The 22,243-nt window shown below is 58.2% G+C and carries 20 protein-coding genes; 8 read left to right on the forward strand and 12 right to left on the reverse strand.

The window, feature by feature from the left end; translation table 11 throughout:
- Positions 1-31 precede the first annotated feature (31 nt).
- The gene (locus B7Y89_RS00585) at positions 32-238 is read left to right on the forward strand and encodes a hypothetical protein (protein ID WP_292934749.1); all 207 of its coding nucleotides are present in this window, start codon (positions 32-34) and stop codon (positions 236-238) included.
- A 94-nt stretch (positions 239-332) separates the two neighbouring features.
- On the opposite strand, the gene B7Y89_RS00590 is transcribed toward B7Y89_RS00585, so the two are convergent.
- Complete coding sequence (locus tag B7Y89_RS00590) at positions 333-707, reverse strand: hypothetical protein (RefSeq protein WP_292934751.1); 375 nt, start codon at positions 705-707, stop codon at positions 333-335.
- A 262-nt stretch (positions 708-969) separates the two neighbouring features.
- Here B7Y89_RS00590 and B7Y89_RS00595 point away from each other — a divergent pair, with 262 nt between their 5' ends.
- On the forward strand, positions 970-2,547 hold the full coding sequence (locus B7Y89_RS00595) for a hypothetical protein (RefSeq protein WP_292934753.1): 1,578 nt from the start codon (positions 970-972) through the stop codon (positions 2,545-2,547).
- Between the two features lie 95 nt (positions 2,548-2,642).
- Positions 2,643-5,306, forward strand: coding sequence for a TonB-dependent receptor (locus B7Y89_RS00600; protein ID WP_292934755.1), 2,664 nt, complete (start codon positions 2,643-2,645; stop codon positions 5,304-5,306).
- 131 nt (positions 5,307-5,437) lie between these two features.
- On the opposite strand, the gene B7Y89_RS00605 is transcribed toward B7Y89_RS00600, so the two are convergent.
- Together B7Y89_RS00605 and pobA are read right to left on the reverse strand one after the other, a co-directional pair.
- Complete coding sequence (locus B7Y89_RS00605; RefSeq protein WP_292934756.1) at positions 5,438-6,112, reverse strand: response regulator transcription factor; 675 nt, start codon at positions 6,110-6,112, stop codon at positions 5,438-5,440.
- A gap of 112 nt (positions 6,113-6,224) precedes the next feature.
- The gene (pobA, locus tag B7Y89_RS00610) at positions 6,225-7,394 is read right to left on the reverse strand and encodes a 4-hydroxybenzoate 3-monooxygenase (RefSeq protein ID WP_292934758.1); all 1,170 of its coding nucleotides are present in this window, start codon (positions 7,392-7,394) and stop codon (positions 6,225-6,227) included.
- Positions 7,395-7,505: 111 nt separating this feature from the next.
- Between pobA and B7Y89_RS00615 the strand changes: the two genes are divergently transcribed.
- Complete coding sequence (locus B7Y89_RS00615; RefSeq protein ID WP_292934760.1) at positions 7,506-8,351, forward strand: helix-turn-helix domain-containing protein; 846 nt, start codon at positions 7,506-7,508, stop codon at positions 8,349-8,351.
- Between the two features lie 176 nt (positions 8,352-8,527).
- Positions 8,528-10,549, forward strand: coding sequence for an EAL domain-containing protein (locus B7Y89_RS00620; protein ID WP_292934762.1), 2,022 nt, complete (start codon positions 8,528-8,530; stop codon positions 10,547-10,549).
- On the opposite strand, the gene B7Y89_RS00625 is transcribed toward B7Y89_RS00620, so the two are convergent.
- Both B7Y89_RS00625 and B7Y89_RS00630 read right to left on the reverse strand, forming a co-directional pair.
- Positions 10,541-11,089 carry an rRNA large subunit pseudouridine synthase E gene (locus tag B7Y89_RS00625; RefSeq protein WP_292934764.1) on the reverse strand — a complete coding sequence of 183 codons (549 nt, stop codon included), beginning with the start codon at positions 11,087-11,089 and terminating at the stop codon, positions 10,541-10,543. The two genes, B7Y89_RS00620 and B7Y89_RS00625, sit on opposite strands and share 9 nt — an antisense overlap.
- Before the next feature lie 89 nt (positions 11,090-11,178).
- Positions 11,179-11,991 carry a DUF6454 family protein gene (locus B7Y89_RS00630; protein ID WP_292934766.1) on the reverse strand — a complete coding sequence of 271 codons (813 nt, stop codon included), beginning with the start codon at positions 11,989-11,991 and terminating at the stop codon, positions 11,179-11,181.
- Positions 11,992-12,263: 272 nt separating this feature from the next.
- Between B7Y89_RS00630 and B7Y89_RS00635 the strand changes: the two genes are divergently transcribed.
- Genes B7Y89_RS00635 through B7Y89_RS00645 form a run of 3 tightly spaced genes read left to right on the forward strand, consistent with a single transcriptional unit; the run spans position 12,264 to position 14,532 of the window.
- A complete protein-coding gene (locus B7Y89_RS00635) occupies positions 12,264-13,397 on the forward strand; it encodes a cobalamin-independent methionine synthase II family protein (protein WP_292934768.1) in 1,134 nt (377 codons plus the stop codon).
- Entirely contained in the window at positions 13,394-13,783 is a 390-nt protein-coding gene (locus B7Y89_RS00640; RefSeq protein ID WP_292934770.1) for a nuclear transport factor 2 family protein, read from the forward strand. The genes B7Y89_RS00635 and B7Y89_RS00640 overlap by 4 nt, the downstream gene beginning before the upstream one ends.
- A complete protein-coding gene (locus tag B7Y89_RS00645) occupies positions 13,783-14,532 on the forward strand; it encodes an IclR family transcriptional regulator (RefSeq protein WP_292934772.1) in 750 nt (249 codons plus the stop codon). The genes B7Y89_RS00640 and B7Y89_RS00645 overlap by 1 nt, the downstream gene beginning before the upstream one ends.
- Here B7Y89_RS00645 and B7Y89_RS00650 read toward each other — a convergent pair.
- The 7 genes from B7Y89_RS00650 to B7Y89_RS00680 form a co-directional block, all read right to left on the reverse strand.
- Positions 14,529-15,368: a beta-etherase gene (locus B7Y89_RS00650; protein ID WP_292934773.1), complete on the reverse strand. Its 840-nt coding sequence runs from the start codon at positions 15,366-15,368 to the stop codon at positions 14,529-14,531. The genes B7Y89_RS00645 and B7Y89_RS00650 overlap by 4 nt on opposite strands.
- A 175-nt stretch (positions 15,369-15,543) precedes the next feature.
- On the reverse strand, positions 15,544-16,932 hold the full coding sequence (locus B7Y89_RS00655; RefSeq protein WP_292934775.1) for an aminomethyl transferase family protein: 1,389 nt from the start codon (positions 16,930-16,932) through the stop codon (positions 15,544-15,546).
- 334 nt (positions 16,933-17,266) lie between these two features.
- Positions 17,267-17,536, reverse strand: a complete 270-nt coding sequence (locus tag B7Y89_RS00660) for an ATP synthase F1 subunit epsilon (protein WP_292934776.1) — start codon at positions 17,534-17,536, stop codon at positions 17,267-17,269.
- Between the two features lie 130 nt (positions 17,537-17,666).
- Positions 17,667-19,112 (reverse strand): F0F1 ATP synthase subunit beta, encoded by a 1,446-nt coding sequence (gene atpD, locus B7Y89_RS00665; protein WP_292934777.1) that lies wholly within the window; start codon positions 19,110-19,112, stop codon positions 17,667-17,669.
- Positions 19,113-19,140: 28 nt separating this feature from the next.
- Positions 19,141-20,013: a F0F1 ATP synthase subunit gamma gene (locus tag B7Y89_RS00670; RefSeq protein ID WP_292934778.1), complete on the reverse strand. Its 873-nt coding sequence runs from the start codon at positions 20,011-20,013 to the stop codon at positions 19,141-19,143.
- A gap of 108 nt (positions 20,014-20,121) precedes the next feature.
- Positions 20,122-21,651, reverse strand: coding sequence for a F0F1 ATP synthase subunit alpha (atpA, locus tag B7Y89_RS00675; RefSeq protein ID WP_292934780.1), 1,530 nt, complete (start codon positions 21,649-21,651; stop codon positions 20,122-20,124).
- A 28-nt stretch (positions 21,652-21,679) separates the two neighbouring features.
- The gene (locus tag B7Y89_RS00680) at positions 21,680-22,234 is read right to left on the reverse strand and encodes a F0F1 ATP synthase subunit delta (RefSeq protein ID WP_292934782.1); all 555 of its coding nucleotides are present in this window, start codon (positions 22,232-22,234) and stop codon (positions 21,680-21,682) included.
- Between the last annotated feature and the right edge of the window lie 9 nt (positions 22,235-22,243).

Below are 22,243 nucleotides of genomic sequence, written 5' to 3' on the forward strand. Positions count from 1 at the left end.
AAAATGCACCGGACGCCGCTAGCCGCCACGCATGGGTATTACCGCAACAATCATGAACACCGTCACCGGACGGCCTATTCAAAAGATGACATTTGGGCGCATGCCCAAGCCTTGGGCCAGCTTTAACCTGGAAACAGGGGAGTTGGTCACCGCCGAGCGTATCGACATCGGCAAACCTGCACCGGGCAAAGTGATTACGCCGGTGGACGTTTGGGTTACCGTTAAACCCAAAGACTGAAGCGCATTGAAACAGCCCGAAGATCGCCTTTTCGCGGCCATGCGGCCTTCTTGATGCAACCCCCGGCCCATATTGCAGGGCCGGGGTGTAACGCTCATTTCAGGGCGAGCATTTCATCGCTGCCGATGCGCGCAATGGCCAGATTGGCGGCGCGGCGCGAATCGACCCAGCGGCCATTGGCCAATTCCACGTCAAAGCGCTCGTCACTGCTGGCGGCAGCGCGATACAACCGTGCGGCCTCGTCCTTGCGACCGATCATCTTGTAGGCTGTGCCAAGGTTGATCAGCGCCAGCGGATCGCCCGCTTTGGCGAGGCCGTTACGCTCAATCCGTGCAATCGCGGCTTCGGGCCGGCCTGCCATCAATTCATGATAACCAACGTCGGTTGCGGGCATCGAAGGTGCCGGGACCGTGAGTGTCGCAGGGGCTTGCGCCATCAGCGCGCCGGCGAGGAAAAGGCTCATGCTCATGTGCAGCTCTCCGTTTCAATCTTTTGTCTGAAACAGAAACTATGTGATTCTCTGCCAAGTGCAACCAAACTGTAACATTGTCACAAATCTGCAATCATTAAACCGGCCCCTTTCCGCGACTTCTGCGGAATTCGTCACATCAAAGTCACGCCATGTGAAATATTCCTGTCACGAAACCGCAAACAGGCTGTCACTTTAGGTCCGTAGAGCACCCCTCGACCCGGCGGGAATAGATCCTGCCATTATCCATGGGGGATACCACGTGAAGAATTTCCACGGCCTTTTCCTGGTTGGTTGCAGCGCAATCGCGCTCGCCGGCTGCGGCCCTACCGACATTGCCTCGCCAGGCACTGGTGGCAACGTCACCATCAACCAGCCAACGCCTGCACCTACGCCAACACCAACGGCTACAGCTACGGCTACTCCAACGGTTACGGCTGCTGCCGGTTGCCCAACGATTTCAGACCCTCAGGGCCTGACGGACCAGCAGACGATTACCACGTCGCAAGGCTCATGGCGCATTTGCCGCCTGCCTTCGCGCATCAACGCATCGACGACCCTGCCAAAGGTTGCGGGCGTTCTCTACCAGATCAATGGTCGCGTTGATGTGGGCACGGACCTTGGTTTCAACTTCACGGCTGCTGAAACCGGCCCTGCGGCCAATCGTCCTGGCGTAACCCTGACGATTGAGCCCGGCGTGATCCTGTTCGGAAACACCGGCACGTCATGGCTTGCTGTCAACCGTGGCCACAAGATCAATGCTGTCGGCACCGTATCGGCTCCGATCATCTTTACCAGCCGCGATAACGTACTGGGCCTCAACACCGAAACGTCGCAAGGTCAATGGGGTGGCGTCGTGTTGATGGGTCGCGCGCCAATCACCGACTGCACCACCGGCACGCCTGGCGCGCTGTGCGAGCGTCAGACCGAAGGTTCGGCTGATCCTGCCATCTACGGCGGCGCCAGCCCTGCTGACAGCAGCGGCACGATGAAATATGTCCAGATCCGTTACTCGGGCTTCGTCCTTGGTTCGAACAGCGAACTTCAGGCGTTGACGCTCGAAGGTACCGGTTCGGCCACCCAGTTCGACTACATCCAGAGCTACAACAGCTCGGACGATGGCGCTGAATTCTTCGGCGGCACAGTCAACATGAAGCACTATATCTCGGTTGGTGCTGACGATGACAGCCTCGATATGGACACGGGCGTTCAGGCAAATCTGCAATACCTGTTGCTTATCCAGCGTGCGGGTGCGGGTGATGCGTTGATGGAGCTCGACAGCAACAACAACGAATCGCAAACCCCGCGTCAGGTTTCGCGCATCGCAAACTTCACTGCCATTCAGACAGCGACCAGCGGCAACAACGAAGCCAACAGCCAGGCATCGCTGTTCTTCCGCGGCAACTCGGACATCACGCTGGCAAACGGCGTTGTGAACACCCCTGTAAACCAGTGCATCCGCATGAACGGTTCGGGCGGCGCAAATGCTGCAACCCTGACCGCACGTTCGGTCGCAATGACCTGCTCGGGCACCGGCGATGATCGCTTCATCGGCAGTGGTTCATACACAGCGGCACAAGTTGCTGGTTTCTTCGGTTCGGGTGCAAACGGTAACAACGCCGGTCTCACCTCGACCCTGACGGGCTATGTCAACGGTGCGAACGAAAACGGCATCGCCGGTTTCGATCTTACCACGCTGTCATCGTTCTTCACCGCAACGACGTATATCGGTGCGGTCAAGGATAGTGCTGACACATGGTACGCCGGTTGGACCTGCAACAGCGGTGCCGCCAACTTTGGCAACACCAGCACGTCTTGCACACTGCTGCCCATCACCTGATCGGCCGCCTTTCGAGAGACAGGGGGGTGGCCGAAACCGGCTGCCCCCTTTCTCGCGATAAATGAAAATACATTTCCCCAGGGGGGACAAGGAACATGACCATGCTGCGGCTCACAACCTCGCTGCTGCTTACCACTGCGCTCTTTACGCCAGCATTCGCCTACGCGCAGGATGCGGTTCAGCCTGTGGACCCGGCTCCCGAAGCACCTGCAGAAACTCCGGTTGAGCAGGCACCGCAAGAAGAAGCTCCCGAGATTTCCATTCCCGGCGGCGAAATTGTTGTGACTGGCCAACGCGACCGCAATATTCAGCGCGCGGCGCCGCAAGTCGTCTCGATCCTTGGTTCGGCTGAAATCGCCAAGACCGGCGAAGGCAACATTGCCGGCGCACTCGGCCGCGTTACCGGCCTCAGCGTTGTCGGCAACGGCTATGTCTATGTGCGCGGCCTTGGTGATCGCTATTCGCTGGCGCTGCTCAACGGCTCACCGCTGCCAAGCCCCGAGCCGCTTAAGCGCGTGGTTCCGCTTGACCTGTTTCCTTCCAGCATCATCGCTTCGTCGCTGGTGCAGAAGTCTTATTCTGTGAACTATCCGGGCGAGTTTGGCGGCGGTGTGATTAACCTCACTACCAAGTCGACGCCCAACGAACCTTTCATCAGCTTCGGTGGCGGGCTTAGCTATGACAGCGAAACCACCAACCAGTTGGGCTATACCTATTACGGTTCCAGCACCGATTGGACCGGCTTTGACAATGGCCAGCGTGATTTGACAAGCGGCTTGAAGAACTTCTTCGCCAGCGGCGAACGCCTTAGCGCAGGCGTTCTCGATAACGTCGAACTGGCCAAGGGCATCGTGAACACGCGCAACGGTCTTACCCAGCGCATCCCGAACATGCCGGTGAACACCAACCTGTCGCTTTCCGCGGGCAAGTCGTTCGAACTGGGCGATACCACGCTGGGCGTTATCGCTACGGCCGGTTACAGCAACAAATGGGTCACGCGTGACGTTCTAAGCCAGACTTCGTTCGAAGCCGATCTGTCCGATTTGCAGTCAGATTTCCGCCGCGTCATCACCGATAACCGGATCGTTGCCAACGGCATGCTTGGTCTTGGCCTCGAATTTGGCCGTAACAAGATCCGCTGGACCAATCTGTATATCCGCGACACGCTGAAGCACACGCGCATCAGCCTTGGTCAGCGTAACCAGACCAATGCCGATTGGCAGCAGCAGGATACGGCCTGGTACGAACGGCAATTGATCGACACCCAATTTGTTGCCGAACTGAAGCCATTCGACGGCATTTCGGTTGATGTGCGCGGTGGTTATGCCAATTCACAACGCGAAGCCCCTTATGAACTGGGCTTTGAGTATGTCCGCACCAACGTTGCATCTGATCCGCTGGGCGAATTTTTCGTCAACAATCTTGATGGTAACGCAGGCCGTGCCAACCTCAGCTTTTCGGATCTGAACGAAAACCTGTGGTCGGGCGGGGTCGACGTTTCGTACAAGATCATGCCCAGCGTCACGGCGACGGTTGGTTATTCCTATGCCGATTTCAACCGTACCAGTTCACGTCGCGACTTTCAGTTCCGTGCCGTGGATTTGCCTGATGGCGTGAACCTGTTCCGCCCCGATTACCTGCTTAGCGGAGCCGTGATCGAAGCGTTTAATATCCAGCTTATCGATACCAACGAAGGCTTCCCTGCGTTTCGCGCAACGCTGCGCAATCACGCTGGATTTGCCAAAATCGATGCGCAAGTGACCAATGCCATACAGCTTGACGCCGGTGTGCGCTTTGAAAAGGGCAACATGGCCGTCATTCCGACGCAAGTGTTCAAAGATACGCCGATCACGACCGGCGGCACGCAGATCAACAATGACTACTGGCTGCCCGCAGCCACGGTCACATGGCAAATGCGTGATGATATGCAGATGCGCTTCAACGCATCCAAGACCATCGCCCGCCCGCAGTTCCGCGAGTTGATTTTCCAGTTCTACTTTGATCCTGACACCAACCGCACCTATCGCGGTAACCCCAACCTGCAAGACAGCAGGCTGACCAACGCCGAAGCGCGCTATGAGTGGTATTTTGATCGCGACCAGCGCTTCTCGTTGTCGGGCTTTTTCAAGCGGATTGATAATCCGATTGAAACATTCGTGACGTCGGAAAGCGACAACTTCATCACCAGCTTTGCCAACGCGCCAACGGCTGACCTTTATGGTGCTGAAGTCGAACTGCAGAAGTACTTCGAGCTGGCTGATTGGGGTGGCATGTGGGAGGCACGGCGCATCGCGCTCAACGTCAACTACACGTACACCAAGTCAAAGCTTAAGGTGAAGGAAGGCGATACCACATCGTACTTCCAGGCAGCATCAACCCGCGCTCTGGATTATTTCCAGAATGGCGTGCCGCTCACTGGCCAGTCCGAACACATCGCCAACGTCCAGTTTGGTCTGGAAGACACCGATGGTCTGTCGCAGCAAACCCTGTTGCTCAGCTATGCCAGCAAGCGCGTGTTCAGCCGTGGCTTGCTAAACACCGGGCAGCCCGATGTCATTCAAGACCCAGGTCTGCGCATCGACTTCGTAGCTCGCCAAGGCTTCAAACTGTTCAAGCGCGAACTGGAAATGAAGTTCGAAGCGCGCAACCTCACCGGTCGCCGCAACATCGAATTCCAGCAGGCCGGTGCCAATCGCGTGGATGTGAACTCCTATGATGTGGGTCGCACGATCTCGCTCTCGGCCACGATGAAGTTCTAAGCACTTACACAATCAACCACCCTACGGAGGCGGCTCTTGCAAAAGGGCCGCCCCTCTTTTTTGTTGGGCGCAAGAAAAGCCCCGCCGGGACGTGTCCGGGCGGGGCAGATAGTCCTGGTCGATGTTATAGTCTAAGGCCGGTCTAGGACATATCCCAGTGATCGTACCGTGCGCAGCGGGGTTCCTGCGCCAACATCACGCAAGGCGCGGCGCAAGCGGCTTACCCAGGCATCAACCGTGCGCTCGTCAATCGGCTGGTCATGTTTGCCGAGGGCCGCGATCAGTTGTTGGCGGCTGAACACGTGGCCCGGTTGCTCCATCAAGTAGCGCAGCAGGCGCAACTCGTTCGGCATCAGGATCAACGCCTTTTCCCGCCAGCGTGCTTGCAATGCGGCAAGGTCAAGCGTCAGATCACCCAACTTTAGCGTGCGGGCAGGGACATCGTGGTCTGGTAACTGCACCGAAAGCACCCGATCCAGCAGCGCGGCACGATCAATCGGTCCCATGATATAATCATCGGCACCGGCGCGCAGTGCACGGCGCTTGGCTTCGGCATCGTCATCTTCAAGGATCATCGTGATATGCGCGTTCTGGCCAAGGCCGTCCGCTGCACGGAACCTGCGGCACAATTCAAGGCCCGACATCTCGGGCAGGACCCAGTCAATAAACGCCCACGGCTGACCTTCCATCAAGGGCAGCGGCGCTTCAAACTTCCAGCGGTGGAACACCACGCGCAAATCCGAATGGGCAAATGCCTCACGCCCCCCGGCCAACTCCTCGGTCAACAAGATGTCGATAAGCCGCATACAAAAAAGCCCCTGTCCTACAGGGGCTTTCTGTCGCGGCTATGTGACGGGCACATGACGATGTTACAACCTTAGAGCTTCGTCCCGCGTTTTGGCAGGTGGAACGCTCCTATTATACCGGCAAACCCACATAATTCTCAGCAATGCTCGTCTGCGCGGCGATACTGCTTGAGATATAATCCAATTCTGCCACCTGCATCGCACGTTCAAACGGCCCGTCTTCGGGGAAGCGGTGCATCAGCTTGGTCAGCGTCCATGAAAATCGTTCAGATTTCCACACCCGGGCAAGGGCTTTGGCGGAATAGGCGATCACCGCATCATTGTCGGCCCGCTTGAAGTACGCCGATAGCGCTTCGGCCGCATAATGCACGTCACTGGCGGCAAGGTTCAGGCCTTTGGCTCCGGTTGGCGGCACGATATGCGCAGAATCTCCGCATAGCATCAGGCTGCCGTGCCGCATCGGTTCAAACACGTATGACCTTAAAGGCGCTATCGATTTCTCGATCGAGGGGCCGCGCGTCATCGCTGCAGCTGCTTCTGGCCCCAATCGCACCGCCAATTCGTCCCAGATGCGCTCGTCGCTCCAGTCTTCGACTTTTTCGGTCAGGGCTACGTCCACGTAGTAGCGGCTGCGCGTATGGCTGCGCATCGAAGCCAGCGCAAAGCCGCGTTCATGGTTGGCATAGATCAGTTCATGGTTGCATGGCGGGACGTCGGCGAGGATGCCCAGCCAACCAAAGGGATAGACCCGTTCATATTCGCGCGCCACGCTTGCCGGAATGGCCCGCCGCGACGGCCCGTGGAAGCCATCGCACCCGATCACAAACCGGGCATCGACCCGCTGCGGGACGCCATCCAGGGTATAAGTGATATAGGGAGTATCGCTCTCAATATTGAACAGCGCGACATCTTCAGCGCCATAGATCACGGGGAGGCCGCGCTCCGGCGCTGCATCCATCAAGTCCTTCGTAATCTCGGTCTGGCCATAGACGACCACGGTCTTGCCCGTCAGGTTCGCCACATCGATGCGGATCAGACGTTCACCATCGGCAAGGTTAAAGCCTTCCTCAACCAGCCCCTCGGCCTTTAGCCGCGCATCCAGGCCCAGCCGCGCCATCAGATCAACCGTGATCTGTTCAAGTACGCCTGCGCGAATGCGGCCAAGGATGTAATCAGGCTGCTGGCGTTCCACCACCACGCAATCGATGCCTTCAGCTTTCAACAAGTGGCCAAGCAGCAATCCTGCAGGCCCGGCGCCAATAATGGCGACTTGTGTCTTCATCGTCCGTCTCCCACGCGCCAACGGTTGATTTTGGCACTATGGACTGAAGTTGACAGAACTGGCGCAAAAGCGGAATGCAGCCACAGGACAAACATCTGGTACTTTCGGGACATGCTCACCTCTATCCCCACCTATGCGCTTTACGGCGAAGGGGTTGTTCCGGCTCCCGGCGGTTTCGCGCATATCGAAACGATTGCTGAACGCAGTGCTTTGCATGATTGGGAAATCGGCGTGCACCGTCACGATCACTTCGTACAAGTCCTGCTGGTAGAGGAAGGACATGCCGACGTCACATTAGAGGGCGTTTCGGAGAGCCTTTCAGGGCCGGGTAGGGTGATCGTACCTGCCGCTGCTGTCCACGGCTTCCGGTTCCGTGAAGACACGCGCGGATTTGTCCTCACCTTATCGACAGACTTTTCCACAAGGAGCACTGGCCCCGCGGATCCGCTTCTCACCGTCCTGTCACGCGGCGGTCTTGCACTTTTGCCGCCACAGGCAACCGCCCGCGCATTTTGGCTCGCCCGCGAAATGCTCGATTTGCAGCAACAGTGGCAACAGCAAGACCCGCTATTCCTCGCGCTGGCCGAGGCGCTCATCCGCACGTTGGTGGTGCAAGATTTGGCAACAACCCCCGATCCACGCGCAGATCGCCGCCTCGACCGCTTCCGGCGACTGGTCGAACTCCATTATCGCCAGCACCTCAGCCTCGATTTCTATGCCGCTGATCTGGGCATGACACGCCGCACCCTTACGCGGCTTACAACCGCGCAGCTTGGCTGCACCCCGCTTGAAGTCATCCACCGGCGCCTGGCGCTCGAAGCGCATCGTTTGCTGCGATTCACCAATGCCACGGCTACGCAAGTTGCCGCCGAACTGGGATTTGACGATCCGTCCTATTTCTCACGCTTCTATCAGCGGATGACGGGACGCAGACCTGCAGCAGAGCGGCGGAATTAGATTTTTTCGCGGTGTTTACCGAATCTTAAAACCTATTAAATTATTAATAACAATCAATTTTTACGAAAAAATCGTGGGCATTACGTAGCGCCACTCTCATGTGATCTTCAATCGCTTGCACCCATGCTCATGCAGTCTTGGGAGTATTCAATCCAGCTATGAAAGGAGGAACGACCTTGCCCAGCGTCGCTGCTCTTTTCAGCTTGGACCTTGATGATCCCGATCTGGCACGCGCGCAATTCCGGTCGTTTTCCCGGCAGATGCCGCTGCTCTACGTTATCCTCGTATTTAACGCTGCGGCGCTCATGGTCGATTTTTTCCGGCCGGATTACATCATCAAAACTCTGATCGTGCCGTTGATCATCTGCACCATCGCGCTTGTTCGTGCCCATTGGTGGTGGCGGCAGGACGGTGCAGAGATCTTGTCCGACAGCGAAATCGCCATGTACATCAAGCGGACATGCTCGCTCGCCGTAGTCATGACGTTTGCTTTCGAAGTCTGGTGCTTCTGGATCTATGATCTTGGCGATGCCTATGCCCGCGGACACCTCACATTTTTCCTTGGCTTAACCCAGGTTAGCACCGTTTTTTGCCTGATGACGATGCGCGCTGCTGCCATGCGCGTGGCCGTGGTCAGCACGTTCTCGTTCGTCCTGTATTTTATGTGGGCGGATAGCGGGCAAATGCTGGTCGAAGCGGTCGTACTGATGTTTGTTGGCGTTGGCATGATGGTGGTGACGTATCGCTTCAACCTTGATTTCGCCAACCTCATACGCTCGCAACGCAATTTGCGCATGCGCCAGACGGAAACTGAAAAGCTTAGCGAAGAGAACCGCCGCATTGCGTTTACCGATGCGCTCAGCGGGTTGCCAAACCGGCGAAAATTGCTTTCGTGTCTTGGTCGTCTGGAAAAGACGAGCGAAGCCCAAACGGACGCGCTTGCCATCGTGTTTATCGATCTGGATGGCTTCAAGGACATCAACGATGCCCACGGCCACCATGCCGGCGACACACTGATCAAAAGCATAAGTGCCCGATTGACCAAAATCTGCCCTGATCAGGCTTTGCTTGCCCGTGTCGGTGGCGATGAATTTGCCATTCTGATTGATGGCCCGGACGCCACTGCCGAGGCCAAGCGACTGGCCGAACGCATCGGGGAAGAAATTGCTCTGCCGGTTCTGGTTGATCGCCATGTTTTGCAAGTGGGCGCGAGCATTGGCATTGCCAGCAATTCGGATGGCCCGGTTGAGGCCAACGAGCTTTTGCGCCGCGCCGATACCGCGATGTATCACATCAAAACGCGCGGCAAGGGCGAGATTGCCATTTACGATACCGCCTTTGACGAAGGCCGTATACGTCGCTTGGCGATTGGTCGTGAAATCGGCAACGGCCTGGCCAATGACGAATTTGAAGTGTTTTATCAGCCCGTCATCAGCGCTCGCACCGGGGAAATCACCTCGGCAGAGGCCCTGATCCGCTGGCCGCGCCGCCCCGACGGTCCGCTTGATCCGCAAGAGTTTATCGATATCGCCGAAGGCACCGGACAGATCCATCCATTGGGCCTGTTCGTGCTGGAACGTGCTTGCCGCGATCTGAAACCGTTTGCCCATCTGAAACTCAGCGTCAACGTGTCACCAGCGCAGTTCCGTGATCCGGGGTTCGAGCGCCAGGTTGCCCACGTGCTTGAACAAACCCGGTTTGAACCCGCGCGCCTTCAACTGGAGATCACCGAAGGCTATCTTCTCGCCCAGCCGGAACGCGCCATCCGTGCAATCGAACGCTTCAAGGCGATGGGCATGTCCATCGCGCTGGATGATTTCGGCACCGGCTTCACCAGCATTCACTATTTGCAGTCCTATGGCTTCAGCCACATCAAAATCGACAAATCGCTGCTGTCCGGTTTGCAGCCCGGCAGCAAAGCGTCACTGCTTGTAACCGGCACGATTTACCTAGCCTCGGGCCTTGATATGCGGGTGATTGCCGAAGGTGTTGAAACCGAAGAACAAGCCGATATCCTGCGCGCGGCGGGGTGCCACAAATTGCAAGGGTACTTGTTCGGTCGCCCGATGCCGATAGAAGAGTTTCGCGCCAGAGTGGAAGCGCAAGCCACCGACGCTTCCCAAACCGATGATCAGGTTCCAGGCTGGGCCGCAACCAAGGTACTTGCCCTTACAAATCTCTATCGCCAATCAGCTTGATGGTACTTCGCGCCACTCCCCTTGCGCCAATCCATCCAATGTCCAATCGCCCACGCTCCACCGGACCAGTCGCAAAGTGGGATGGCCAACCGCAGCTGTCATCCGCCGGACTTGCCGGTTGCGGCCTTCGCCAATCGTAAGCTTGATCCAGCAATCGGGCACCGTCTTGCGAAAACGCACGGGCGGATCACGCGGCCAGAGCGCCGGATCATCAATGCGTTCGGCCCCCGCAGGCAGGGTCAACCCATCCTTCAGCCTTACGCCCATGCGCAATGCTTCCAGCGCGCCCTCGTCAGGCTCGCCCTCCACTTGCACCAGATAGGTCTTGGGCGTCTTGAAGCGGGGATCGGCAATCCGCGCCTGCAACCGGCCATCGTCGGTCAGAACCAGCAAACCCTCGCTATCGGTATCCAGACGCCCTGCTGCATAGACCCCGGGCACTTTGATGAAATCTGCCAAAGTAGGGCGCGGTGGCCCCTCGCGTTCATCGGTAAACTGGCACAGCACGCCATAGGGCTTGTTGAACAGGATCGTTGTCATAGTCTGGCCCAATCTTCGGCAGCCGGGTCTGGCTATCTGGCAATCGAACCAACACACGAACCCATGGCTTGTGGCAAGCCCTGTCTGGATCAGCTATCCAGCCTGAAGTGGAAGAGGCGGCTTGGGCCATCTTCTGGCACGACAAACAGGTCGCGTCCGTCAATTGCCATGCCTTCGCCAGTGTAGGGTCCGCCACGGCCAAACGGCCTGACGGGGCCAACAGCGCCTGTTTGCAAGGTGCGCTTCAGCTTCATCGAAGGCCATTCGATCCAGTCAACCGCGCCGCGCAGCCACGTAAGATTGCCGCCGGCCACCAAATGGCCGTCGACAAACTTGATGTCCTGATAATGCGTCTGTGAAGGGTTTGGCACGATCCGTTCGGGCTTGTCGCCGTTTTGATCGAAGACATAGAACAGCTTGCTGTCCCAATTGCCCGCAACCAGTTTGCCATCAGCCACGGCCACACAGCCCAGATGATCAGCAACGTGAATTTTGCGGCGCACTTGCAATGTGGCTGTGTCAATTTCCAGGAGGACGGCGCTGCTGTCGGGCTTCATCTCTGCCACCGGCACCCAGATCGACCCATCAGCAATCGAAATTCCGCCCGGATGGTAGCGCGCGCCGTCGGTCAATTCCAACCGCCTGCGCAGCTTGCCACTTTTCCGGTCAAATTCGTGAATATAGCCTTGGCGGCTTTCATTATCGACAGAAGTAACCCAGATTGTCTGGCCCTTGATTTCGAGGCCCTGGACGTGAAACAATTCACCATCAAGCGCCAGAGCACCCAACAGTTGGGCGTTCTCAATCTCCCCGGTGAACTGGTTGGGGGCAGCGGCCAGCGATAGACTTGAAGCGACCAGACCAAGTGTGGTCAATCCAGCAAGAATTACTTTGAAGATCATCTGATCTGTCCTTTGGGCGGACCTTGCGTGCCCGGCTCCCAATGACAAGATCATGCGTCAGAACTGTTGCATAGGTAGAAAAAGATTGCGTCTTTTCAGCGTAATACTTGTCTGAAATATGTAACTTGGCGGCGGATGATCTTTCGGTCCTGCACAGGCGCGATGCGTCTGCGCGCTTCTTTCGAAATCGGCAGGGTTCGGATTAGGCTTGTTTCAGCGGCTTAATGCGCTATGAATTTTTCACAGATATGAATTGGGAAGGGGCCTGAACAATGGCAAAGATCAAGACCACTCACGTCGGCAGCCTGCCACGCGGCGATGAACTCACACCCCTTCTGCTCGCCCGTGACAAGGGGGAGCCTTACGACGCCGAGGCTTTCGATACCGCCGTATCAGCCGCCGTCGATGAGGCCGTCCGCCATCAGGTTGAAGCGGGCGTTTCTGTGGTGTCAGACGGTGAACTCGGCAAAGTCGGCTACTCGACGTACATGATCGAACGCCTGTCCGGTTTCGGTGGGCACATTGACCGTAAGCCCGCCGCAGATCTGGCCGAAGTGCCCGACCTTGCCAAAAAGCTGTCAGCGATCATGGGCAGTCAGGAATTCGTCCGCGCATCGTGCATCGGACCTGTTCGCAAGGTCACGCTGCAACCGCTGCATGATGATATCCGCCGCTTCAAATCCGCGCTCGCCAAGCATGCTGCGCCCGATACGCAAGCCTTCATGAACGCGGCATCGCCGGGACTTATCACCGCGTTTCAGGTTAACCGGCACTATCCCAGCCACGAAGCCTATCTCGCCGATCTCGCCGATGCGATGCGCGAAGAGTATGAGACTATCGTCAACGAAGGCTTCCTGCTCCAGCTTGATTGCCCCGACCTCGCGATGAGCCGCCACACCGGCTATCAGGATATGGACGAGGCCGATTTCATCAAGATCGCTGCGGCCAATGTCGAAGCGCTTAATGCTGCCACTGCCAACATTCCGCCCGAAAAGATGCGCATGCACATCTGCTGGGGTAACTATGAAGGCCCTCACGATCATGACATTCCATTGGAACGCGTCGTCGATATCGTGATCGGTGCGCGCCCTGCCACGATCCTGTTCGAGGCCGCAAACCCGCGCCATGAGCATGAATGGAAGGTATGGAAGGACGCCAAGTTGCCCGATCACAAGATCCTTGCGCCCGGCCTGATCGACACGTGTTCAAATTATATCGAGCATCCTGAACTGGTTGCACAACGTATTGAACGCTTTGCCGATTTCGTCGGAGCTGATCGCGTTGTTGCCAGCACCGATTGCGGCTTCGGTACATTCGCAGGCTATGGCAAGCTTGATCCGATCGTCACATGGCGCAAGCTCAAATCCTTGCGCGAAGGTGCCGATATTGCGGCAGCGCGCCTGTGAAAAACAAGGACCGCCGTGCCGCTGAGGCTGACTGCGCCCGGCTGATCGCGCTTTATGCCAATCTCAACGATGAAGCGCGTTGGGACGAGGTTGCCGCGCTCTATGCCGAGGATGGCGTGATGGTCCGGCCTACCGCGCCCAATGCGCCAGTTGCCGGGCGCGAGGCCATCCTTGAAGCCTTCAAGGCCCGTCCACCGCGCACCACACGGCACGTTTGCTCGAACGTGGTGATCGATGTGGAAAGCGACACCACGGCGCGTGGCACCAGTGCGATGCTGTTGTTCACAGGTGAAGGGGCACCGCTCGTTGGGTCCTTCCACGATCGCTTCATCCTCACTGACGATGGCTGGCGCTTTGCCGAGCGGCGTGGCAGCCTGATCTTCTGATGAACGCGCCCACCGCCACAAATCCTGTCAAGTCGGCCATGCGAACGCTCGATGTGATTGAATATGTCGTGGCCAATCGCCGGGGTGCTGTGGCGCAGGAGATCGCAAGTGCTCTGGCCATCCCGGTGAGCAGTCTGTCTTACCTTCTGGGCACATTGGTTGAGCGGGAATACTTGGCTCGCGCAGGTCGACGTTATCTGCCGGGACCGGGTCTTGAACGCCTCCGTGCACCGCAATCAGCAATCACGCTCGAAGATCGTGTTAGTCCTCTGGTCCGTGCTCTGCGGGCAGAACTAAACGAAACGTCCTCGTTCATGGTCCGTCGCGGCTGGGAAGTGGAAGCAATGGTGACAGAGGCCAGCGATCATGCGCTGCGCTATGCTGTCGATCCTGGCACGCGGCGGCCCTTGCACGCGCTGGCAGCGGGCAAAATCCTGCTGGCGTGGATGGCACCCGATGAACAGTTGCGTTACTTCGCCGAAGTCCTCCGCGAGCGCCTGACCAGCGCCACGCGCATCGATGAGGCGCAGTTGCGCGCTGATTTCACGCAAATCCGTGCCGAGGGCATCTGCGTTGCGCGTGAGGAAGCAACCGTGGGAATTTGCGGCGTCGCAGCGCCGGTCTGGATCGATGGAGAGCTAGGCGGCGCGCTGAGCGTAGCCGTACCTGCTGTGCGCTTCGAAGCCGAAATGGAAGAGCGGATCCGCGCATTGCTGATCCGCTCTGCCGCTGCCATTCAGGGTGATTAGCGCTTCATGCCTTCCGTAATCCGCTGGGTTTCAGCGCGGGTCGAATCCGGGCCGGTGTTGCGCTTGTAGATGCCGCCCTGGCCGGCAGCGCGGTTGAACAGGTCCGGGTCACCTTCTCGTTGCTCAAGTCCGAACAGCGGGAACAGGCCGGGGTGACGGCCAAGGCCATCGTACAGATCAAGGCAACGCTCGATCCAGTCACGTAGCGGGTCATCGTTGGCCAAAACCGGCGTCTTGCACACCGATGCGGTAAAAAGAATGCCGCCCATGATGCGATAGTCCGCATAGTTGGGCGTTGCTCCACCCAGCCATTGATGCTGCGCAAGCGCTGCGCGCAATGGTTCCAGTGCTGCCGAAATCTTTGGCAGGCGCTCTTCACGGCCTGCCTGAACATCCTCAAGCTTGCGGCCCAGCATCTTTTCGCGGCTATGCGTTACGTATTCGTGGTCCTGCGGCAAGGACAAATCGCGGTAGTCCTGACAGAAGCAGAACATCCAAGGGCCGACCGCCGCGTTCCAGAACCAGTTGTCGAGCGCCTTGACCGTAGCCGCCACGCTTTCATGCGGGATCAGGGCCGGACGATCAGGATATTTGGTATCAAGGTATTCGACGATTCCCCAGCTATCGAGCACGAATTCGCCATCATCGACGATGGCGGGCAGGCGTTCGGTGTTGCCGCCCGTACGTTCAAAAATGCCAGTGAACCCGCCGGGTACGACATCCAGCTCAAAGCCTTTGTGCTTCAGGGCATATTTGGTTGCCCAAACGAATGGGCTGATCGTCGCCCCTGTGGAAAGGGCGAGGTCGTAGAAGGTGATGGTGTTGTTCTGGGCCATGGCATCCTCGTCTTTTTGTTGATCGGCAATGTGCCATAATTTGTTAGTAACACAAACTAAATTTACAATCCTGAGCCTGTCAAATGCCGCAGATTACATCTGCCAAAACGCAAAGAGCGCTGGCCTCTCGTCGGGAGAAGGACAGCGCTCTCGCATTCAGGTTTGCACCCGAAGCTTACTTCTTTGTGCGCCAGCCTTCGGCATAATTATCACGCGCGGCTGCCACATAAGGCACTGGCGAAACGACGGCCTTGATTTCGGTCTGGACGTGGGTTTCCACGGTGGGCTTGGTGGTGCCGCCATTGGGCTCGCCCCACAGCAGGCTGACTTCGGTACCGGGCGTTTCGAAGCTAGGCTCCATCATTGCCAGCGTCAGGAACTTGCCCTCGTTGGCGGTGTAGCCGATCCAGGTGGAGAGGCCGACCATTTTGCCATCGACAAGGACCTGATCGAACGGGTGCATTGAGTACACGGCGCTCGGGTATTCCATGAACTTCGCGCGGTCACCTTGCGAAAGCGCCGAGGACTGCACGCGCATCACGTCTTCGTTGTCTAGCGCGAGCGTCACCTTGGTGCGGTGCTTGCCTTCGGCTGCCATCTTTTCAAGTGCGGCGCGGCCAATGAAGTCATGGTCGAACTTCACGAACGGTCCGTAACCCAGATCCCACGGCGTGGTGTAATAGCCCTCGATGGTTTCGGGCACATAGCTGCCACCGACCGAGCACTTGGCTTCATAAGAATTGGCGGTGAGCCAAGCGCGATAAGGCGCAAGCGCTTCGCCGGTGTAGATCGCGGGGAAGGGCGAGGGGATCCAGCCCGATTCCAGAGTGTTGGACGAATAAGCGCGGCCACCGACCAGCGCCATCTGGAAGTGCTTGCCGGCCTCGACCAGCGCGGCGTGAACCGCACCATAATCTTCCCAAGGCCCCATCAATTCGAAGCCAGGCTGTCCGGCCATGCCGTGACGCAGCGCGCGCACTTCCTTGCCGCCGATGGTCATCCGGCACATGTGGAAGAACTTGAGTTCGGGGGCTGGCTTGCCGGTCGCCTTCTCGATGATTTTCATCGCGTTGGGGCCTTGCACCTGGAAGCGGTACGAGTTGCGCTTGCCGTCGCTGCGCATTGCCCAACGCTCATCCCGCTCGACTGTGACATTCCAGTTGCCGCTGGCGGCGTGGTATTCGACCCATTCAATCGTTGGTGCGCGGCCGACGAGGTTGAAGTGGTTTTCGTCGAGGTAAAACAGGATCACGTCGCCAATTACATAACCATCGGGGGTAACCGGCACGAATTGCTTGGCGCGGTCCGGCTGGAAGTTCTTGAAGCTGTTGATGCCCAGATGCTCAAGCATCGCGAAGGCATCGGGGCCTTTTACGGCCAGATCGACCATGTGATATGACTGGTTGTAAAGCACGGCGGTGTGGCCCCACGCCCACTGCTCTGCGCGCCAGTTGGAGAATTCGGACGGAACGCCGGGATAGACGTTCGGGCCGACTTGCTGGTTACGGACAAAATGGACGAGGTCGCCAGCGTTCTGGATGACCTGTTGAAGGGTTTGGGACATTGTTCGACTCTCCCGATGTGTTTTCGCGATGTTAAAATGGCTTTGGCATATTTTCGCATGGATGAAAAGTTCGTATTGGTGAATTTAACGAAAAAGTATGTGTTGCATACGGCCTTGGCTGTCTAGTGCGCAGCCAAGTGAAAGATAGAAAGTAAGTGGTTTGCCGCAGATCATGTTAAGCAAACCGATCGCGGGGGCCGTGTGCGACTTCGCCGCTGAGGCCGATATCTCTGCGCGCCCTGCTTCCTTTGCGTCTCTGCGCGAAACACTCTTCAACACAAACGAAAAAAGCCGACCCTTGCGGGCCGGCCATTTTAAAAAAATGTAAGGCCGTTTAGCCTTCGACGTGCTCGGCCAGAACAGTGAGGCCATTTACGCCGACTTCGGCAAAGCCGCCTTGGACCTTGATCTCTTCCGGCGTTGAACCGGCCGACTTGTAGACCTTGATCGAGCCGTCCTTGACCGTGGACATGAACGGCGCGTGGCCTTCCAGTACGCCGAATTCACCGTCGGTGCCGGGAACAACGACCATGTGGACCTCTTCCGAACGGACGAGGCGAGCAGGCGTGACGAGTTCGAAGTGCAGCATGTCATTTCCTCGCATGCTCTCTCCCCTTCAGGGGAGAGATACGAAGGCTTGCGAGCTTGCTCGCTAGCCGTAGTTGAGAGGGGGACGACGGTGCCTTCCCCTCTCCCAACCCTCTCCCCTGAAGGAGAGAGGGCTAAGAAGAAGCTTAAGCGTCTTCAGCCAGCTTCTTGGCCTTTTCGACCGCTTCGTCGATGCCGCCGACCATGTAGAACGCGGCTTCTGGAAGGTGGTCGTATTCGCCGTCTACCACAGCCTTGAACGAACGCACGGTGTCTTCGACCTGCACGAACTTGCCGCTGATGCCGGTGAACACTTCGGCCACGTGGAACGGCTGCGAAAGGAAGCGCTGGATCTTGCGGGCGCGGGCGACGGTGAGCTTATCTTCTTCCGAAAGCTCGTCCATGCCAAGGATCGCGATGATGTCTTGCAGCGACTTGTACTTCTGCAGCGTTTCCTGAACGCGGCGGGCGGTCTGGTAGTGCTCTTCACCGACAACCGCTGGCGTCAGCACGCGGCTGGTGGAGTCGAGCGGGTCAACTGCCGGATAGATGCCGAGTTCCGAAATTGCGCGGTTCAGCGTGGTCGTTGCGTCCAAGTGGGCGAACGATGCGGCTGGCGCAGGGTCGGTAAGATCGTCGGCAGGAACGTAAATGGCCTGAACCGAGGTGATCGAACCCTTGGTGGTCGAGGTGATGCGTTCCTGCAGCTGGCCCATGTCGGTTGCCAGTGTTGGCTGATAGCCCACAGCCGAAGGAATACGGCCGAGCAGTGCCGACACTTCCGAACCTGCCTGGGTGAAGCGGAAGATGTTGTCGACGAAGAACAGAACGTCTTGGCCTTCTTCGTCGCGGAAGTATTCTGCCATGGTCAGGCCCGACAGAGCAACGCGGGCGCGGGCGCCTGGAGGCTCGTTCATCTGGCCGAACACGAGCGCAACCTTCGAACCTTCTGGCGTTGGGTTGCCGTCAGCATCCTTGGCGATGACGCCCGCGTCGAGGAATTCGTGGTACAGATCGTTACCTTCGCGGGTGCGTTCACCCACTCCTGCAAAGACCGAAACGCCGCCGTGACCCTTGGCGATGTTGTTGATCAGTTCCTGAATGAGAACCGTCTTGCCAACGCCTGCGCCGCCGAACAGACCGATCTTGCCGCCGCGCGCATAAGGCGCGAGCAAGTCGATGACCTTAATGCCGGTCACAAGGATCGCGGCTTCGGTCGACTGGTCGATGAATTCAGGAGCCTTGGCGTGGATCGGTGCAGTCTTGGCCGCGCCAACCGGACCACGTTCGTCAATCGGTTCACCGATCACGTTCATGATGCGGCCCAGCGTCATCGGGCCAACCGGCACCGAGATCTGCGCGCCGGTATCGCGCACCGACTGGCCGCGGGTCAAACCGTCGGTCGAGTCCATTGCGATGGTGCGCACGGTGTTTTCACCGAGATGCTGCGCAACTTCGAGAACAAGGCGGTTGCCGTTGTTGTCGGTTTCAAGCGCCGAGAGGATCGAAGGCAGTTCGCCGTCGAAGGTCACGTCGACGACGGCGCCGATGACCTGGCTGATCTTGCCAGTAGAGGTGAGCACGGTGGCCATGGTTGTTTCCTTGCCTTCTATGTCGTCGTTAAAGCGCTTCAGCGCCCGCGATGATTTCGATGAGTTCGGTTGTAATCGCGGCCTGACGGCTGCGGTTGTATTGGATCGTCAGCTTCTGGATCAGATCGCCTGCGTTGCGCGTGGCGTTGTCCATCGCGGTCATCGAAGCGCCTTGTTCGGATGCTTCCCGTTCAAGCAGCGCACCGAACACCTTGGTGGTGACGTAACGTGGCAGCAGCTCTTCGAGGATTTCTTCCTCGCTTGGCTCATACTCGACCACGGCACCGGCTTCGCTGGTGGCGGCAGGGGCAGGGACCGGAATCAACTGGGTGGTGACAGGGTCTTGCGCCAAGGCCGACTTGAACACCGGAGCGATCAGGTGCGCAACATCGAACTTGCCTGCTTCGAACATGGCGATCACTTCACGGGCGATGGCGCTGGCTTCATCGAAGCCGGGCGTGCGCACGGTGCTGGTGTCAAAGTTCTCGGCGATGGCATTGGGGTAATCGCGCTTGATCGGCGCGCGGCCCTTTTTGCCGACGAGGTAGAACGTGACCGTCTTGCCTGCCGCTTCAAGCGCGCGGGCCTGAAGCTTGGCTTCCTTGACGATGTTCGAGTTCAAGCCGCCGCACAGGCCCTTGTCGGTGTTGACGACAACGAGCAGGTGCCGTTTGTCCGAACCTGTGCCGCGCATCAGCAGCGGGCCATTGTCCTGGCCAGCTACCTTGGATGCGAGACTACCCATAACTTCGGCCAGGCGGCTGGCATAAGGACGCGCAGCTTCAGCCGCAGCCTGTGCCTTGCGCAGCTTTGCCGCAGCAACCATCTGCTTGGCCTTGGTGATCTTCTGGGTCGACTTGACCGAGTTGATGCGGCCCTTGAGTTCCTTGAGTGATGCCACTCTCGTTTCCTCTAATTCGTCACCCCGGACTTGATCCGGGGTCCCGCTGTTGCCACCGCCGCCGAAGCGGGACCCCGGATCAAGTCCGGGGTGACGGTGGCGGCTGCTTTAGGCGAACTGCTTACCGAAAGCGGTCAGCGCCTCGACTACCTTGGCCTTGGTATCGTTGCCCAAGTCCTTGGTGTCGCGGATTTCTGCCAGCAGATCAGCCTTCTGCGTGCGCAGGTAGCTGAGCAGTTCGGCTTCGTATTCGCCAACGCGGTTGACCGGGATGCTGTCGAGGTAGCCGTTGGTGCCTGCGAAGATCACCACAGTCTGCTCTTCAAAGCCGAGCGGCGAGAACTGTGGCTGCTTGAGCAGCTCGGTCAAGCGCGAACCACGGTTCAGAAGCTTTTGTGTTGAAGCATCAAGATCTGAGCCGAACTGGGCGAAGGCCGCCATTTCGCGGTACTGCGCCAGTTCCAGCTTGATCGAGCCGGCGACCTTCTTCATCGCCTTGGTCTGTGCGGCCGAGCCCACGCGCGACACCGAAAGGCCGACGTTGATGGCTGGACGGATGCCCTGATAGAACAGGCCGGTTTCGAGGAAGATCTGGCCGTCGGTGATCGAGATCACGTTGGTCGGAATGTAGGCCGAAACGTCGCCAGCCTGCGTTTCGATGATCGGCAAAGCTGTGAGCGAACCACCACCCAGCGAATCGTTCATCTTTGCAGCGCGCTCAAGCAAGCGGCTGTGGAGATAGAACACGTCGCCCGGATAAGCTTCGCGGCCTGGAGGACGACGCAGCAGAAGCGACATCTGGCGATAAGCCACAGCCTGCTTGGAAAGATCGTCATAGACGATGACGGCGTGCATGCCGTTGTCGCGGAAGAATTCGCCCATCGTCACGCCGGTGTATGGCGCGAGATACTGAAGCGGCGCGGGTTCCGAAGCGGTAGCGGCCACGACGATGGAATATTCCATCGCGCCGTTTTCTTCAAGCTGGCGTACGATCTGGGCAACCGTCGAACGCTTCTGGCCGATGGCAACATAGATGCAATACAGCTTCTTGTTTTCATCGGTGCCCGCGTTCGGACCCTTCTGGTTGATGAAGGTGTCAATCGCGACGGCGGTCTTGCCGGTCTGACGGTCACCGATGATCAGTTCGCGCTGGCCACGGCCAACCGGGACGAGCGCGTCAATGGCCTTGAGGCCGGTCTGCACAGGTTCGGATACCGACTGGCGCGGGATGATGCCCGGAGCCTTGACTTCCACGCGCTTGCGCTCGGTGTATTCGATCGGGCCTTTGCCATCGATCGGATTGCCGAGGCCATCGACGACGCGGCCCAGAAGGCCCTTGCCGACGGGAACGTCAACGATGGTTCCGGTGCGCTTTACAACGTCACCTTCCTTGATTTCGGCGTCCGAGCCGAAGATCACGACACCGACGTTATCGGCTTCGAGGTTGAGGGCCATGCCCTTAACGCCGTTCGAGAATTCGACCATCTCGCCGGCCTGGACCTTGTCCAGACCATGAATACGGGCGATGCCGTCGCCGACCGACAGCACTGAGCCGACTTCCGAGACCTGGGCCTCGGTGCCGAAGCTGGCGATCTGGTCCTTGATGACCTTCGAGATTTCAGCGGCGCGGATTTCCATTTTCAGCCTTTCGTAGAGCCTTGTGGCTTCAAGCCTTCATCGCCTGGGCGAGGGAATTGAGACGGGTGCGGATCGAACTGTCGATCATCTGGCTGCCGATTTTCACGACGAGTCCACCGAGAATTTCGGGATCGACATTGGTCTTGAGTTTGATGTCCTTGCCTTCGCGAACCTTGAGCTTTTCAGTCAGGGCCGCAAGCTGGGCATCATCGAGCGGGTGAGCGCTGGTCACTTCGGCGGTTGCTTCGCCGCGATGGGCAGCAGCAATCTGTGCAAAAGCGCGGATCACGTCAGGCAATGCCGAAAGGCGGCGATTGCCAGCGAGAACGCCGAGAAAATTCTTGGTCAGTGCCGAGAGGCCAAGCAGGCCGGCAACGCCGTTGACTGCAGCCGCAGCAGCTTCACGGCTGACTTGCGGGTTATGGATAAGACCGGTCAGATCAGCCGATTCGCGCAGGGCAGCACCGACGTTTTCCAAATCGCCTTCAACAGTGGCAACTAGGCCCTGTTCATTTGCCAGATCGAACAACGCCGAAGCGTAACGCCCTGACAAGCTGGCTGTAATGCCGCCGGAAATTTCCACGCGCCGAAG

The organism is Novosphingobium sp. 32-60-15, assembly GCF_002280675.1.
GTDB lineage: Bacteria > Pseudomonadota > Alphaproteobacteria > Sphingomonadales > Sphingomonadaceae > Novosphingobium.